Source organism: Candidatus Vicinibacter proximus, from assembly GCA_016713905.1.
Taxonomy (GTDB): domain Bacteria; phylum Bacteroidota; class Bacteroidia; order Chitinophagales; family Saprospiraceae; genus Vicinibacter; species Vicinibacter proximus.
Genome location: JADJOE010000001.1, coordinates 546,443 through 562,967 on the forward strand (window position 1 = coordinate 546,443; position 16,525 = coordinate 562,967).

Annotated in this window: 12 protein-coding genes; 10 read left to right on the top strand and 2 right to left on the bottom strand. The window is 34.5% G+C overall.

Annotated elements, in window-relative coordinates:
- Window positions 1-73: 73 nt before the first annotated feature.
- From IPJ83_02265 to IPJ83_02305, 9 genes are all read left to right on the top strand, one after another.
- Window positions 74-3,088, top strand: coding sequence for an amidohydrolase family protein (locus IPJ83_02265; protein ID MBK7879372.1), 3,015 nt, complete (start codon window positions 74-76; stop codon window positions 3,086-3,088).
- Window positions 3,081-4,391 carry an amidohydrolase family protein gene (locus IPJ83_02270; GenBank protein ID MBK7879373.1) on the top strand — a complete coding sequence of 437 codons (1,311 nt, stop codon included), beginning with the start codon at window positions 3,081-3,083 and terminating at the stop codon, window positions 4,389-4,391. The genes IPJ83_02265 and IPJ83_02270 overlap by 8 nt, the downstream gene beginning before the upstream one ends.
- A gap of 160 nt (window positions 4,392-4,551) precedes the next feature.
- The gene (locus IPJ83_02275; protein ID MBK7879374.1) at window positions 4,552-5,172 is read left to right on the top strand and encodes a TetR/AcrR family transcriptional regulator; all 621 of its coding nucleotides are present in this window, start codon (window positions 4,552-4,554) and stop codon (window positions 5,170-5,172) included.
- Window positions 5,173-5,183: 11 nt separating this feature from the next.
- Entirely contained in the window at window positions 5,184-6,458 is a 1,275-nt protein-coding gene (locus tag IPJ83_02280; GenBank protein MBK7879375.1) for a TolC family protein, read from the top strand.
- A gap of 1 nt (window position 6,459) precedes the next feature.
- A complete protein-coding gene (locus IPJ83_02285; GenBank protein MBK7879376.1) occupies window positions 6,460-7,401 on the top strand; it encodes an HlyD family efflux transporter periplasmic adaptor subunit in 942 nt (313 codons plus the stop codon).
- Window positions 7,401-8,330, top strand: a complete 930-nt coding sequence (locus IPJ83_02290; protein MBK7879377.1) for an ABC transporter ATP-binding protein — start codon at window positions 7,401-7,403, stop codon at window positions 8,328-8,330. Before IPJ83_02285 ends, IPJ83_02290 begins: the two co-directional genes overlap by 1 nt.
- Window positions 8,320-9,072 (top strand): ABC transporter ATP-binding protein, encoded by a 753-nt coding sequence (locus tag IPJ83_02295; GenBank protein ID MBK7879378.1) that lies wholly within the window; start codon window positions 8,320-8,322, stop codon window positions 9,070-9,072. Before IPJ83_02290 ends, IPJ83_02295 begins: the two co-directional genes overlap by 11 nt.
- Before the next feature lie 14 nt (window positions 9,073-9,086).
- Window positions 9,087-10,193 (top strand): ABC transporter permease, encoded by a 1,107-nt coding sequence (locus IPJ83_02300; GenBank protein ID MBK7879379.1) that lies wholly within the window; start codon window positions 9,087-9,089, stop codon window positions 10,191-10,193.
- The gene (locus IPJ83_02305; GenBank protein MBK7879380.1) at window positions 10,190-11,308 is read left to right on the top strand and encodes an ABC transporter permease; all 1,119 of its coding nucleotides are present in this window, start codon (window positions 10,190-10,192) and stop codon (window positions 11,306-11,308) included. The genes IPJ83_02300 and IPJ83_02305 overlap by 4 nt, the downstream gene beginning before the upstream one ends.
- A gap of 43 nt (window positions 11,309-11,351) precedes the next feature.
- On the opposite strand, the gene IPJ83_02310 is transcribed toward IPJ83_02305, so the two are convergent.
- On the bottom strand, window positions 11,352-13,832 hold the full coding sequence (locus IPJ83_02310; GenBank protein MBK7879381.1) for a gliding motility-associated C-terminal domain-containing protein: 2,481 nt from the start codon (window positions 13,830-13,832) through the stop codon (window positions 11,352-11,354).
- Between the two features lie 195 nt (window positions 13,833-14,027).
- Here IPJ83_02310 and IPJ83_02315 point away from each other — a divergent pair, with 195 nt between their 5' ends.
- Window positions 14,028-15,479 (top strand): polysaccharide biosynthesis C-terminal domain-containing protein, encoded by a 1,452-nt coding sequence (locus IPJ83_02315; protein MBK7879382.1) that lies wholly within the window; start codon window positions 14,028-14,030, stop codon window positions 15,477-15,479.
- A gap of 15 nt (window positions 15,480-15,494) precedes the next feature.
- On the opposite strand, the gene IPJ83_02320 is transcribed toward IPJ83_02315, so the two are convergent.
- On the bottom strand, window positions 15,495-16,037 hold the full coding sequence (locus tag IPJ83_02320) for a hypothetical protein (protein MBK7879383.1): 543 nt from the start codon (window positions 16,035-16,037) through the stop codon (window positions 15,495-15,497).
- Window positions 16,038-16,525 lie beyond the last annotated feature (488 nt).

Sequence of the window (16,525 nt, forward strand, 5' to 3'; positions counted from 1 at the left end):
TATAGGAATAAATCATAATATTTGGTTCTTCTGGCTTTTTTTGTGTTTCTTCGATGCCTAATTTAAAATTCTTATGAAGGTCCTCTTTAATCTATGTCTTTTTTTATTTCTGTGGTCTGCAATTCATTTCATCCAGGCACAGGTAAGTTTTCCGGTTAATGGTATCCGTGAACCTGACCAAACTTGCTTTTTACTGAGACAAGCTACTGTCCATCCGGAACCCGGTACTCAGGTGGAGATGACCGATCTGATCATAAGAAATGGCAAAATCGAAGCAATTGGTAAAGATCTCAACCCTCCAAAAGATGCAGTTATTAAAGACTATAAAAATATGCATATATATCCTTCTCTGATTGATCTATATAGTGATTATGGAATGCCTGAACCTAAAAAGGTAAATACCACTAATACTATGGTCAGCAGTAAAGAAGGTGCATTTTCCTGGAATGAAGCCATGAGACCTGAAATTAAAGCAAGTGAATTATTTACAGTGAAATCAGAACAAGCTCAGAAACTTAGAGAATTGGGATTCGGGATGGTGAACACACATTATCCGGATGGAATTTCGAGGGGTAGCTCCAGCCTTGTTTTTTTGGGGTCTGAAAATGAGCATGAGATGATACTTAAATCAGAAGTTGCACATCAGTTGACTTTGAACAAGGGTTTATCTTCTCAGGACTATCCGGGCTCTTTAATGGGATGTTTGGCATTGCTTCGCCAAACCTATCTGGATGCAGCATGCTATGATAGAATTATCAAACCTAAGGAAGTCAACCTTTCTTTGGAAGCATGGATACGGAATGGATCACTGCTACAGATTTTTGCAGCGAATGATAAATTTGATATTTTGAGAATTGACAAACTTGCAAAAGAATTTAATCAGAACTTTATCATCAAATCCAATGGCGACGAGTATCAGCGCATTGAGGAAGTGAAGAAAACAAATGCTAAACTAATCATTCCTTTAAGATTTCCACCATTGTTTGAGGTTGAAGATCCATTTGATGCAGAACAGATTGATCTGGCAGATTTAAAACATTGGGAGCTCGCTCCTTACAATGCGTCAATCCTCGAAAAAAATAATGTAGAATTTAGTTTTACTACAAATGGACTTAAAGATTATAAAGAATTTTTACCTAATTTACGTAAAGCTGTTAAACTTGGATTGAGTAAGAATAAAGCATTGGCTGCATTGACCATAATTCCTGCAAAATGGATGGGCATGGAAAAAGTAATCGGAAGTCTCGCATCAGGGAAATGGGCAAATCTTCTGATTACTAATGGCGATTTATTTGAAGAAAAAACACAGATTTATGAAAATTGGGTGAAAGGCCAATCTTATTTGGTGAAAAGATTTGAGCCAGAAAATTATAGTGGTAACTATAAGATCCAACTTGGAAGTAAAACCTATGATCTGTTGTTGGTAAAAAAGGAGGACAAATATGATTGTAACATTCTTTCAAAGGATTCAACAAAACTTAGTCTACAAGTTAGAATTGAAGGCCGATATCTGAACGGAAAATTTGTGGATGAAAACAAACAAGTTTATCTGTTTTGTGCTACTGAACAGCTAGGTATTTTCAATGGACACATCATTGGATCTGATGGAGTTGTCCAAAACTTACAAATGAAATTGAATGAAGATTTGGGAAAAGAATTCAAATTGGAATCCAAAGAAAACGCAACCTCATTAACAGATACCTTTTCAGCGGTTACTTTTCCTTTTATGGCCTATGGCTGGACAGAGAAACCGAAACAAAAAAAGTACTTGATTAAGAATGCCACTCTGTGGACTTGTGAAAAGGATGGCAATCTTAGCAATACAGATTTATTGATTGAAAATGGAAAGATCAAGAAAATTGCAAAGAACATATCAGATGCCACTGCAATCATCATAGATGGTACTGGAAAACATGTGACACCGGGGATTATTGACGAACATAGTCACATTGCAATTTCACGGGGTGTAAATGAATGTACGGAGGCATCTACAGCAGAAGTAAGAATCGGGGATGTAATTAATCCAGACGACATTAATATTTTTCGCCAACTTTCAGGTGGTGTTACCACTTCCCAATTATTGCATGGATCCTGCAATCCTATTGGTGGACAATCAGCAATCATAAAGTTGAGATGGGGTTCTTCTCCTGAAGAAATGAAATTTGAGGGTGCAGATCCATTTATCAAATTTGCTTTGGGTGAAAACGTGAAGCGATCAGGAGGTAATAACAACCAGAGATTTCCTGACTCAAGGATGGGTGTAGAACAAGTATATATCGACTACTTTACACGTGCAAAAGCATATAGTGAGGAGATTGAAAAATTGGGTGCTGACCATGTGAGAAGAAATCTTGACTTGGAAACGCTTGCAGAAATATTGAATAAAAAGAGATTTATCACTTGTCATTCATACGTTCAATCCGAAATAAATATGCTGATGCATGTAGCCGAGAAATTTAATTTCAAGGTAAATACCTTCACACATATTTTAGAGGGGTATAAAGTTGCAGATAAAATGAAAAAGCATGGAGTAGGAGCAGCTTCGTTTTCTGATTGGTGGGCGTATAAATTTGAAGTATATGAAGCAATTCCTTATAATGGTGCAATTCTGCATAGTCAAGGAGTTACTACTGCGTTTAATAGCGATGACGCAGAGATGGCCAGAAGATTGAATCAGGAATCTGCCAAAGCCATTAAATATGGTAATCTGACAGAAACTGAAGCCTTGAAGTTTGTAACTTTGAATCCTGCTAAATTGTTACATCTTGATCATAGGGTTGGCAGTTTGAAAGAAGGAAAGGATGCTGATGTTGTAGTTTGGAACGGAAGTCCAATGTCGGTCTATTCTTTGGTTGAAAAAACATTTGTCGATGGTATAAAATATTATGACAAAGAGGAACTATCCAACAAACAAGAATCCATTCAAAAAGAAAGAGCGCGCATCATTCAGAAAATGTTGCAACAGAAGTTCTCCGGTACAATTCCAACTTCATATCGGTCTCCAATCAAGAAATTATACCACTGCGATTCGGTTGAAGGAGAAGAAATTGATTTTTCCAATGGTTTAAATTCAAATCATCATGAATAATAAAACATTTATTATGGTAATTTCCAGGTTGATACTCTTTTCAAATATTTTTGTTGTATTGTTCTTGGATTTAATTCATGCCCAAGTTCCAGCCGCTCTTCCTAAGGGTGAGATGGCATTTTACAATACCCGGATTCATACAGGAAAAGGAGAAATTATTGACAAAGGGGTGATGATTATTAAAAATGGAAAAATCACCTATGTAGGCAATGACAGGGCAAAACTCAAGTTAGTTGAGCATTCAATTGATCTTCAGTCCAAAGAAATTTATCCTGGTTTCATTGCTGCAAATACCACTCTTGGCCTTGAGGAAATATCTGCGGTTAAAGCCACTCAGGACAGTCGTGAATTGGGAAGTTTAAATCCCAATTTAAGAGCATTGATTGCATATAATACAGATTCCAAAGTAATACCAACCATTAGGTCAAATGGTATTTTGTTGGCACAAATAACACCTGCAGGTGGAATGATTTCAGGACAATCTTCAATTGTGCAATTAGATGCCTGGAATTGGGAAGACGCAACTTATTCAGCGGATGAAGGAATTTGGTTGAATTGGCCGAATCATTTTTCAAGTGGAGGCTGGTGGGGAGAACCACAAAAATCTACTGCGAATGAAAATTATTTAAAAGAAGTAGAGTCCCTAATTAATTATTTTTCCAAGGCAAAGGCTTATCAAAAACCAAACAGTGGAGAGATAAATTTGGCCTTTGAATCCATGCAAGGGTTATGGAACAAGGATAAGAAATTATTTATTCGGGTTAATCATGCTAAGGCAATAATGCAATCAGTATTGTTTTGTGAAAAATTTGGGATCAAACCAGTAATTGTGGGCGGGGATGATGCTTGGAAAATCACTGACTTCTTAAAGAGCAGAAGTATTTCCATTATTCTTGGTAGATTGCATAGTTTGCCAACCCGGGAAGATGAGCATGTACTTCAGTCTTACATGAATCCATCTATATTAAAGAAAGCGGGTATTTTGTTTGCTTTAAGTGATGAAGGATTTTGGCAGCAACGCAATCTGGCTTTTCAAGCCGGACAGGCAGTTTCAGCAGGGTTGTCTCAAGAAGATGCGCTTGCTTCTATAACATCTTCAGTTGCTGAGATTCTAGGTATATCAGACCGAGTTGGAAGTATTGAAGTTGGGAAAGACGCTACATTTTTTGTGTCGGCAGGTGATGCGCTAGACATTAAAAGTCAAAATATTATCATGGCTTTTATTCAAGGTAAGGAAGTAGATCTGGATAATTTGCACAAACAATTGTATAGAAAATTTACTGAGAAGTATAAAAATCAATAATTTTCTAGGCACTTTAATAATTAAGTATACAAAATACTTAAAAATTCCTTTCTGAGTATTTTAAAAGGTCTGGCCTTGGATACGGCTAAATCTTTGTAATTTTTTTCATTTTATAAGAATATTTAACCTACCTTTGTTTTTAACTAAATGGTTAAACCATATGGTTAAAGCAGGAAAAGAAGATAGTACGCGCGATAAAATACTGGATGCAGCCCGTAAGGTCATGACTCGGAAGGGGCTTGCAGGGGCCAGAATGCAGGACATTGCTGATGAGGCTGGAATCAATAAAGCCCTTGTTCATTATTATTTTCGAAATAAAGAGTCTTTGTTTGAATTAATTTTTAAAGAAGCCTTTATCCTCTTAATCCCCAAAATAAATGAGATATTTAAAGGATCGTCGGTTGATTTTTTTGATAAAATACGGGCGTTTACGGAAGCATACATAGAAATGGCCCTAAAAAATCCCTTTATTCCGATGTTTGTCCTGAATGAGGTAAACACCAATCCTGATGCTTTTAACAATGGACTTTTAACTCAATTGAAAAACTTACCTTTTAATGAATTCTATAAGGAAATAGATTCTGCTGTGCAAAAAAAATTAATCAGACCCATCCATCCGCCTCAATTGATGATGCATATTTTGGGAATGTGTGTATTTCCTTTTCTTGCCAAACCCATGTTTAAAAAATTTCTGAATCTCAACGATAAAGAATTTACTACCCTCTTGGAAATGCGAAAAGTGGAAGTGGCTGATTTTGTAATTCAATCTCTAAAGATTTAAATATTTAAGTAATGAATTTGATAAAATACTCATTTTTAAATTTGTTTCTTGGGATCATTTTAATTCCTTCACTTTGCGCTCAGGATTCCCTCACTCTTGAGCAACTGAATGAAATGGCTATCGGGTACTTTCCATTGTCTAAGCAAAGAAATTTAATTAATGAAGGTACAATACTACAAAATAGCATTCTCCAATCTACATTCCTGCCCCAGGCAAATATCTACGCACAGGCCGGATGGCAATCTGAGGTTACCGAACTACCGATTAAAATCCCAGGAGTGCCAATTAATACGCTCTCTAAAGACCAGTATCGGATACAACTTGAGCTTACACAGTTGTTATACGATGGTGGATTGACCAGGAATCAAAAAAAACTAAACATACTTAATTCGGCAACAGAACAGCAGAAGTTATCCGTAGAACAATACAAGATTAAAGAAAAGATTCTTATGTTGGTGGTACAAATCCACTCACTCGATGCTTTCAATAATCAAACGGTTTTGTTACAGGAAGATCTAAGGCAGGCAATTAATAAAACGGAAGCACAGGTAAGCCAAGGCGTAGCATTTAAATCCGCATTATACAGTTTACAGGCTGAATACATCCGCTCTTTACAAAAGCAAACCGAAATACTAAGTTCGCGTACAACATTATATAAAACGCTTTCAATTTTATCAGGTAAGTCTATATCAGAACAAACAAAATTAATTCTCCCATCTCCAAGTGAAATTAAATTTTCAAATAAAAATCAAAGACCGGAATTGACATTGTTTGAAGACCAAAAAAATGCCTTAAATCAGCAATATGTGTTAAATAGAATCAGAATATCACCCAAGTTTTCTGCATTTGCTCAAGGCGGTTACGGCCGTCCAGGACTTAATTTTCTTAATAATGAATTTGATCCTTTTTTTATTGGTGGATTAAAAGCATTTTGGAATCCTTCCTTATTATATAATTTAAAAAAGGAAAAACAAATGATTCAAATTAACAAAGGAATAGTTGAGTTGCAAAAGGAAAACTTTCTCTTAAATAATAATATACTATTAAGTCAAACAGAAAACGAACTTTTGAGAATAAAAAATTTAATTAAAGCCGATGAAGAACTAATTGTACTGAGACAAAAAATTAAATCTTCTGCAGCGGCTCAATTGGACCAAGGTGTAATAACCAGTGTAGATTATATTAGAGAACTAAACGCTGAAGATTTGGCAAAACAAAATTTAATTATTCACCAATTACAATACCTACAGTCTTTAATCCAATACAAATATACTTTAGGACAATAATATGAAGAATCTAAATTATCTGTTATTATTTATGTCGACCATTACTTCATGTTGGCAACAAAAAGAATCTTATGATGCTACCGGGACATTTGAATCTGAAGAAATTTTAGTATCGTCAGAAATTCCTGGAAAAATTATTCAGCTAACATTGAATGAAGGTGATACAATAGGGGCTGGAAAAGTGGCTGCTATTATGGATACAGTTCAGTTGCAATTACAGATTGAACAATTGCAATCCAGTATTCAAGCATTATATGGTAAAACATTGAATGTTATGCCCCAAATTAAACTTATTAAGGATCAGTTGGAGGTTCAAAAAATTCAACTTAGCAGTTTGCAAAAAGAAAAAATACGATTTGAAAATTTGGTAAAATCGGATGCTGCAACTAAAAAACAATTGGATGACATTAATTCACAAATGGATGTTTTGAAGCAACAAATGAATGTAAGTCAACAACAGTTAAAAGTCCAATCCAATACGACAGGAACCCAGAACCGCAGTATACTTAGTGAACAAGAGCCTTTGGAAAAGCGAATAGCGGTGTTAAGAGATCAAATAAAACGAGCTACAATCCACAATCCTGTAAATGGAACCATACTTACTATTTATGCCAAAGAATCAGAGGTAGTATTACCAGGAAAACCAATATATAAAATTGCAGACTTGAAAAACATGACTTTAAGGGCTTATGTTAGTGGTAATCAACTAAGCAGTATTAAATTAGGTCAGGAGCTTTCAATTTTTACGGATAATGGTGGGAAAAAGATGAAAGAATACAAAGGAATTATTACTTGGATTAGTGATAAAGCAGAGTTCACTCCAAAGACCATCCATACTAAAGAAGAAAGGGTTAACCTTGTGTACGCAATTAAAGTATCGGTAGAAAATGATGGTTATCTCAAACTAGGGATGTACGGTGAGATACGATTAAATAAACAGTAATGAATAGTCTTCTTATTCAAGGTATTTCAAAAAAATTCTTTAAGGAAAAGGAAATAGTTAATGCCCTTCATCCAGTTTCTTTTGAAGTTGGGCAAGGAGAATTATTTGGAATTATTGGACCTGATGGATCTGGCAAAACAACCTTGTTTAGGATACTTAATACATTATTATTAGCCGATTCGGGTGATGCATGGGTGGATGGATTTCATGTAGTTAAAGATTATAAACAAATAAGAAAGAGAGCAGGTTACATGCCTGGAAGATTTTCTTTGTATCAGGATCTAACGGTTCAGGAAAATTTAAGTTTTTTCGCAACAATATTTAACACCAGTATTGATAAAAATTATGATTTAATCAAGGACATATACCAGCAAATCGAACCTTTTAAAAATAGAATGGCCGGAAATTTATCCGGAGGTATGAAACAAAAACTTGCATTGAGTTGTGCATTGATTCATAAACCCACAGTATTATTTTTAGATGAGCCGACAACCGGAGTAGATGCAGTTTCGAGAAAGGAGTTTTGGCAAATTCTTAAGAATTTACAGAAGCAGGGTATTACTATATTAGTCTCAACACCTTATATGGATGAGGCAAATCTTTGTGATCGGGTAGCCTTGTTACAAGAAGGTAAAATATTAAGTATGGATACACCTAAGGGAATTACCGAAAGTTTCCATAAAAATTTACTCGCGATAAAATCAACGGAAAGAATTTCTTTATTAACTGATTTGCGCACGAGACAATTCACGGAACATGTTTATCCATTTGGTGAATATTTTCACTTAATCACCAAAACACCCATGAAACCAATAGAGATTGCAAATGAACTTGCATCTGGGAATCATCAGGGTTTGGAAATTGAAAGGGTAAAGGCAGATATTGAAGATGTATTTATTGACCTTATGAGAAATGAACATGCAGTTTGAAAATAAAGTAATTATCGTCGATTCCCTCACGAAGAAATTTGGAGATTTTATTGCTGTGGACCGCATAAGTTTTGATGTTGGACAAGGGGAGATCTTTGGATTTTTAGGAGCCAATGGAGCAGGCAAAACAACAGCAATGAAAATTTTGTGTGGCTTAAGTAAACCTACCAGTGGCAAGGCTATAGTTGCAGGCTACTCAATTGACAAAGATGTAGAGCTTATAAAAACCAAAATTGGTTATATGAGTCAAAAGTTTTCTTTGTATGATGATCTCACTATTTCGGAAAATCTTAATTTTTATGGTGGAATTTATGGTTTATCGTCGAAGCAGATCAAAAATAAGATGAACCAACTTTTGAACCAACTTGAATTGGAAAATGAAAAGAATAATTTGGTTAAATCCTTACCATTAGGGTGGAAACAGAAACTCAGTTTTAGTATATCCATCTTTCATGATCCTAAAATTGTATTTTTAGATGAACCCACAGGTGGGGTGGATCCTATTACTAGAAGGGAATTTTGGGAATTAATTTATGCTGCTGCTACAAGGGGTACTACTGTATTTGTGACAACACATTACATGGATGAAGCTGAATATTGTGACAGAGTATGCATCATGGTGGATGGTAAAATAGAAGCTTTGAATACTCCAGGTCAATTGAGACAAATTTTTAAAGCCTCGAGTATGGATCAGGTTTTTTACACACTTGCAAGAAATGCAAAAAGATCAGAATTGACTTAAAAGCAAATGAACGAATGAGACAGTTTGGAATTTTCATATTGAAGGAAACACTTCATATATGGAGGGACAAAAGAACCTTGTTTATTTTAATTGGTATGCCAATAGCCCAGATATTGATATTTGGATTTGCATTGACAAATGAAGTAAAAAATTCCAATATAGCCATATTGAATCCTGCAAAGGATAAAGCGAGCAGACAGATAATCGATAGAATTGAAGCGAGCAAATATTTTGATGTTTATCAGGAGTTGAATAAGCCTGAAGATATTGATCTGGCTTTTAAATCAGGTAAGATTAAAATGGTCATCGTATTTCAATCAAAATTTGAAAGCGAACTTGAAAAAAATCACAGAGGAGATATTCAGTTGATTGCAGATGGCTCGGATCCTAATACAGCCACCACTTTAGTTAATTATGCCTCTGCCATTATCAGGGATTACCAAACTGAATTAATTCAATTGAATAAATTACCATATTCCATAAGGACTGAGCTGAGAATGCTTTATAATCCACAATTAAAGGGCGCATTTAATTTTGTGCCAGGTGTGATGTCCATGATTTTACTCCTGGTATGTACCTTAATGACTTCAATCTCCATTGTTCGGGAAAAGGAATTGGGGACAATGGAAATTTTATTGGCATCTCCTGTACAACCATTTATGATTATCGGAGCAAAGGCCGTTCCTTATTTTTTACTTTCATTGGTAAATATTGCTACAATATTATTACTGAGTGTTTATGTCCTGGAAATTCCTATAAGGGGAAGTCTACTTTTGCTTGTTTTGAGTAGCATGCTATTTATCATTACTGCTTTGATCCTTGGTCTATTTATTAGCACTATTACAGATTCACAAATGACTGCCATGTTTATTGCAATGGTAGGAATGTTTCTACCCACGGTGATGTTGAGTGGTTTTATGTTTCCGATTGAGAACATGCCTCTTCCTTTAAGGATCATGTCCAATGTTGTTCCTGCTAAATGGTATTTTATTATTGTTAAGTCGATAATGATAAAAGGTCTTGGTATTTCAGCAATTATAAAGGAATTGGGTATTTTATTTGGCATGATGATTATTTTTTTGGGACTCGCAATTAGAAATTTCAAAATCAGGTTGGCATGAGTTCATTGAGATTTTTATTACAAAAGGAATTCAATCAGATCAGGAGAAATCCAGCTATCCTGAGGATGATGTTCATCATGCCAGTAATTCAACTCATAGTCCTTCCATTTGCAGCTAATTATGAGGTCAAAGAAATTAAACTGGCTATTGTAGATCAGGACCATTCTTCATATACACGTGAATGCACACAAAAAATTATTTCCGGTAAATACTTTAATCTTAGTTCTTACAATCAATCTTATGGTCCGGCTATCATAGAAGTTGAACAAGACAAAGCAGATCTGATTCTTACTTTCCCTCCAAATTTTGAAAAGGATCTAATAAGAGAAAGCGAAGCATCTGTTTTCCTTGCAGTAAATGGAATTAATGGCGTTAAGGCAAGTTTAGGAGCTGCTTATTTGCAAATGATACTTCGTGACTACAATCAAGATATTCGAAGCCGATTGATGCAGTTTCCACGTTTCAATCCGGAACCCTTGGTGGAAATCAGTTACCGATTTTTTTATAATCAACATCTTTTATATCCTGTCTTTATGGTACCGGGTATACTTACACTACTTCTGACTATGATTGGAATGTTTCTTGCATCGCTGAATATTGTGCGTGAAAAAGAAATCGGCACTATTGAGCAGATTAATGTAACGCCAATCAAAAAATACCATTTTATTCTGGGAAAGCTTATTCCATTCTGGTTAATGTCTCAGGTTGTATTGACTATTGGGCTTGTAGTTTCAAGAGTAGTATATGGTATTCATGTAGGCAATCATCTAGAGTTGATCTATTTGTTCAGTGCTATTTATATGTTGGCTGTTTTAGGTTTGGGTTTACTTATCTCGACATATTCTAATACCCAGCAACAAGCCGTTTTGGTCTCCTTTTTCCTAATGATGGTTTTTATTTTGCTTAGTGGTCTTTATACTTCTATTGACAGCATGCCTTTTTGGGCTAAAGTAATTACCTGGTTCAATCCTGTGGCTTATTTCGTTGCGGTAATGAGGATGGTTGTAATCAAGGGTAGTGGATTCTGGGATATTGCAAGCCATTTAGCAATTATCTTTGCGTTTGCATTGTTTCTCATCAGTTGGGCTATCTTAAATTACAGGAAAAGAACCTGATCTGCATTCGTAGAATTCTCAAACATTTACTTCAATGATAAAACTATCTTATTAAACTTACGGAACCTTTTTTATTTAAATTGATTAAACTACCCTGGCCTTCACCAAATTCAAGATCATAGTTAATTTGATAGAGGTAAGATTCCATAGGCGCAGGTTCATTCTCATACCTTCCATTCCAACCTGGGAGATTTGTGTCGTTGGATTCATAAACCATCTTACCCCAACGATTGTATATTTTAAATTTTAATTTAATCAATTTAGCATTACAGTCTGGAGCCAAAACAGGTCTAAAAACATTGTTTAGGTCATCTCCATTTTCGGGAGTAAATACATTAGGAATCATTAAGCAATCCTCACAAGTGGTTGCAAATAGTTGGAGATTGTAATCTTCCACCAGACATCCAGCACTATCCCTTTTTTGTACATTGTAAGTGCCAGATTTTGTATAATTTGTACCATCGATTACCTTCGCTTTTCCACAAAATAATGTATCATATTTTGGATCTGTGTTGACTTTTGATTTTTTAATTATAATTTTTGTAATTTCAAAGCAAGTGCCATTAGTCTTTACCGTATCGGTATATTCTCCTTCTTGTGAATATGTTTTATTGTTGTAATCAAAACTTGTTCCATTACAAATGTTCTTTAAGAGAATAGCCTCTTTATAGGCTGTAACATGGAGAATTCCTGTTATTGAGTCACACCCACTGATGTTTTTGACCTCTATATTGAAGTTTCCACCTTTATCATAATTTATTCCAAAGGTGCTCTTTTTTTCTCCGCATTGAATTGTATCGTAAATTTCTCCAAGGTGAGTATACTTATTTAAACTAAGATTCAAGATCACAAGTGAATCACATTGTCCTGCAGATCTAATGGTATCTATGTATATACCAGGCGTTCTAAGTTCTTTACCATTGAACAAATAAGACTTTCCAACGCATAATTCTGCGTTAATATTTTGACTGATGAAGGAAGAAACATTTATAGTTTTTTCAAATGAGCGGACGATACATCCCACTTGCATCAACCTAATAATTTTGTAAATCCCCGGTACAGAAAAAATATATTTTTTATTTCCGGCACCCTCAATAGTTTGTCCATTGATAATCCATGTGTGGATGGCATTTGGATCTCCGGTGGACAGGTCAATTAACTCGACCTCTGCATCTGCACAAACCCGATCAGGAGCATTAAATTTTGGATTTATATCGAATTCGGTTTCACAGATAGTTTTTGAATAAATTACCGAATCTTTATAATTTTTATAATTAATTATTTGTTGCCCAGACTTTGTTTGATACACAAAATCTTTGACTGTCCAGGTAGGTTCATAATGCGTGAGTTCTTGTGTAACGTCAATATCATTGCATCCGGATAAAAAGTCATTATCTGTTTTAATTACAAGACCTTGGAAATTAACATTTGCTGCGTAAGCAGTGCTGAATCCGGAAAGAATTACACCTCCAATTGATGAAACTCTAACCCGGGTGTATTGAGAACCTTTTCGATTATAAATGAAAGCATTTTTTAAAGAACCATCCTGATTAATTATATACAATGCATTTTTATTTGGAGCGTTCGGTCCGGAGGCAGCATGGGCTGTAAAAGCAAAAGTACTAACCCCTATCGCATAACTACCATCAGATAAAACAGCAAGTCCTTCTCCTATAGAACCGGCATCATTGCCGACGGTTGTTTCATAAACATTGGCAAAAATACTATTGAGATTTTTATCCGTTTTGATCAGGAAAACATCGTATTCGGAACTCTGATAATTTTCTTCAAGTATGGTGGTAGATCCTGTAATTAAGTAATTGTCAGATTTATCCACTTCAATGTCAAAGCAATAAGTTCTTTGATTTTCGTAGCCATAAGTTTTAAAACCAAGCGGAATGCCAATAGGTGAGAGCTTGGCAATAAATGCTTTAAACGTACCATCATCTATACAGCGACCACAGACCACAAGATTCCCCTCAGAATCAGACTTTATAGCATATGCCTCATCATAAGTTGTATTTGGATTACCAAAAGTTTTAGTCCAAAGAATATTTCCATCTCTGTCTAGTTTAATAATGTAAATGTCTGCAGCATTCCTATCTGTGCCATAAAATGCTGTACTTCCGGCTATTACAAAACCACTATCCTGGGTCATAACAATGTCCCTACCAAATTCACTGTTGTTACCAATTTTTTTCATCCATTTTACTTGTCCGGTAGGACTAATTCTTCCAGCAAGGATGGATCCTTGAAAAAAACCTGTTCCAAGGTTAAATGAAAAAACTACATCACCTCCGTCGGCTTCGACTATTCCAAAGTTTGTATTGGTTGGGGATCCTGAGGCCCCTAAAAATTTAGTCCAAACCGGAGTTCCTGTACAGTCGTATTTCGTTAAAATTCCTTGTGAAAAGTTAAATGTATCTGTTACAAACCCCAATGTCGCAAAGCCCCCATCTGAAAAAGATTGAATGTCATAAAAATTGGTATGAGGATTTTTTATGCCCGGTTTATAATCTGACAAAAAATAAAGCTTTTGATATTGAATATTTTGTCCAAGGGCTTGATATGTAATACAAAATATAACTAAAAAAAATAACAAGTATCTCTTCATTACGTACACTAAGAATTAAAATAATAGCCCAAGATAATAAGGATTCAAATAAGTCCGAATGTCACCCAACTAATTTAAACTAATTTAGCCCCAGATTTGGCGACTTTGAAGAAAGAGTTCATCATTAATGTTATGCTGTTGGTCTTGGCGAACGCCCTGATCAAGCCTATTTATTTATTTGGAATAGACCGGAACATCCAGCTGATTGTTGGAACAGAGGAATATGGCAATTACGTAAACATTGTGAATTTTACGTTTATCATGCAGTTTATTAGTGATTTTGGACTCCAGAATTATATGAGTCGATATGTGAGTCAGGATACGGAAAACGCCCGAATTACTTATTCGAAAATCCTTGGTTTTAAAGTCTTTCTTTCACTTTTATATTTTTTAGTGACGCTGGGATTAGCATGGATTTGGTACGGTGAAGATTTCAATATTCGTTTTGTAGCACATGTAAGTTTAAATCAAATTTTGGTAAGTAGTATATTTTTTATCAGAGCTAATATTTCCGGCCTTGGCTTATATAAAACTGATAGTATAATCTCCGTTTTAGACAGATTGTACTTAATTTTATTAGGTGCGATATTCATATTTTCCCCTTCGCTAAAATCGTTTGTAAATATAAATTTTTTCGTTTGGATTCAGACCGTTTCATTGCTGTTGTGTTTATTGAGTGGAATATTCATTATATTGAAACACCAATTTAAATTCAATATCAGTACATTGTCAAAAGATGATCTGATTAAGTTATTCTATGCGAGTATCCCATTTGCATTGATATATTTAACAAGCGCTGTTTTTTATAAATCCGATAACATCTGGCTAGTCAAACTGCTTCCTGATGGTAAACAGCAATCCGGTATATTTGCAGCTTCCTTAAGGCTTTATGAGGCTATGTCAATGATTTCTTTGGCATTTGGAAGTTTATTACTTGCTATGTTTTCAAGGAGCTTTTTGGATAAGAAAGTTCTTCATAATTTGTTGAAAACATCATTGTCAATACTTTTTATTATTTCTTTAGTATTGTCTTTCTCCGGTTACTTTTATGGAAATGAGATTAACAATTTGCTATATCATAATGAAGATCCCTATTGGGTCCGAATATTATCCATTATGATGATATGTTTTATCCCTGGAAGTATTAACTATATCTTAAGTTCATATCTTCAGGCGACTCATAGAGAAAAATTGATGCTAAAGATTTATGTTTTTGCAGCATTACTTTCTGTGATACTTAATTTGTTTTTTGTTCCAAGTCTTAAGGCGGAAGGCTCAGCTATGGTTTTTTTAGTGGTACAATTGGTATTATTTATTACACAATACTATTTTATCCATAAAGAGTTAGAATTTGAATTTTGGTCAGCTTTTAAACAATTAATATTTTTTTTAATTTCTGTATTGATCTATTTTCTTATAGAAAAATATGTTTATATTTCTATATTTTTCAAATTACCACTTTCCGCCACCCTAATCTTTATACTCGCCGTTTTATTAAATATTATTAAATTTTCTGATCTTAAGAAATTTGTACTCCTAAAGAATAAAAATCTTTAAACCCGGTAATGAAAATTACTCCAATTTTCTACCTTTTACAATGATGGTTTTCCTTTCAATGTTTTTTGCACGCTTTAAATCAATGAGTAAACAAGTAAATGCAGATTGTGACGGCGTGTAATAGATTTCATTATTATAGGTTACCTGACCACCATTTCGTTCCCATTCTTTTCCCAGTAATACATATTTATCCCCCATTTTAGGATTTGGACCAAACATCAGATACTTTGGTTTGTCACTTTGTTCGAAACTAATTGCAAATCGATTTTCCTTAGGTAAAAATTCAAGTACCCCTGGTGTGCCTTGCTCAAATACAATTTCTTCAATTTTCTCACCATTTATAGTTTTAATTTTTCCTCCTTGAATTTCTGTAGCACCGCTGGTGGCTTTTCGTCTTAAAACTATTTGATCGGAAAGATAGAATTGTATTTTAGTTAATTCCTTTTCTGTCCATTTATTTTCATCAATCAGATCTTGTGTCAATGGGGACAAAACACGACTACATGAAAATTCAATTAGTACCAAGAAAGGCAATAGAAATAAATATTTTAGATTCATGACCTGTAATTTTATACGAATATAGTTTAGACTGTATTATTGGTGTTAAGTTTAATGTTTAGTTAACCTAATTGTCTTAATTTTAAATCTATTTTAACAAATTGAAAAAAATGGAATCATTTTCTCATTATTTTTACATTTGTTAAGAAAGCTATTGTATATGTTAGAAAAAGGTTCAGTAGAGTTTCATTTTCAATATCCTGAATTTCCACTGGAGATGGATAAAATTCGCAAATGGTTTCATATCATTTGCTCAATGGATAATTCTACTATCGAAAATATCAATTGCATATTTTGTACCGATGAAGAGATTTTGGAGATTAACCGTAATTATTTGAATCACGATTACTATACCGATATCATAACCTTTCCTTTTCAGGAATCCCCAATAGTTGCCGACTTATACATCAGTGTTGATAGAATCAAGGAGCATGCTGAGGAATTGGGAATCAATATGGAAGAGGAATTGTTACGGGTCTTAATTCATG

Excerpts from the sequence above, each read along its gene's own strand:
- IPJ83_02290 (MBK7879377.1), top strand. The coding sequence starts at position 7,401 with ATGAATAGTCTTCTTATTCAAGGTATTTCAAAAAAATTCTTTAAGGAA.
- IPJ83_02305 (MBK7879380.1), top strand. The coding sequence starts at position 10,190 with ATGAGTTCATTGAGATTTTTATTACAAAAGGAATTCAATCAGATCAGG.
- IPJ83_02275 (MBK7879374.1), top strand. The coding sequence starts at position 4,552 with ATGGTTAAAGCAGGAAAAGAAGATAGTACGCGCGATAAAATACTGGAT.
- IPJ83_02285 (MBK7879376.1), top strand. The coding sequence starts at position 6,460 with ATGAAGAATCTAAATTATCTGTTATTATTTATGTCGACCATTACTTCA.
- IPJ83_02300 (MBK7879379.1), top strand. The coding sequence starts at position 9,087 with ATGAGACAGTTTGGAATTTTCATATTGAAGGAAACACTTCATATATGG.
- IPJ83_02280 (MBK7879375.1), top strand. The coding sequence starts at position 5,184 with ATGAATTTGATAAAATACTCATTTTTAAATTTGTTTCTTGGGATCATT.
- IPJ83_02320 (MBK7879383.1), bottom strand. The coding sequence starts at position 16,037 with ATGAATCTAAAATATTTATTTCTATTGCCTTTCTTGGTACTAATTGAA.
- IPJ83_02295 (MBK7879378.1), top strand. The coding sequence starts at position 8,320 with ATGCAGTTTGAAAATAAAGTAATTATCGTCGATTCCCTCACGAAGAAA.
- IPJ83_02270 (MBK7879373.1), top strand. The coding sequence starts at position 3,081 with ATGAATAATAAAACATTTATTATGGTAATTTCCAGGTTGATACTCTTT.
- IPJ83_02265 (MBK7879372.1), top strand. The coding sequence starts at position 74 with ATGAAGGTCCTCTTTAATCTATGTCTTTTTTTATTTCTGTGGTCTGCA.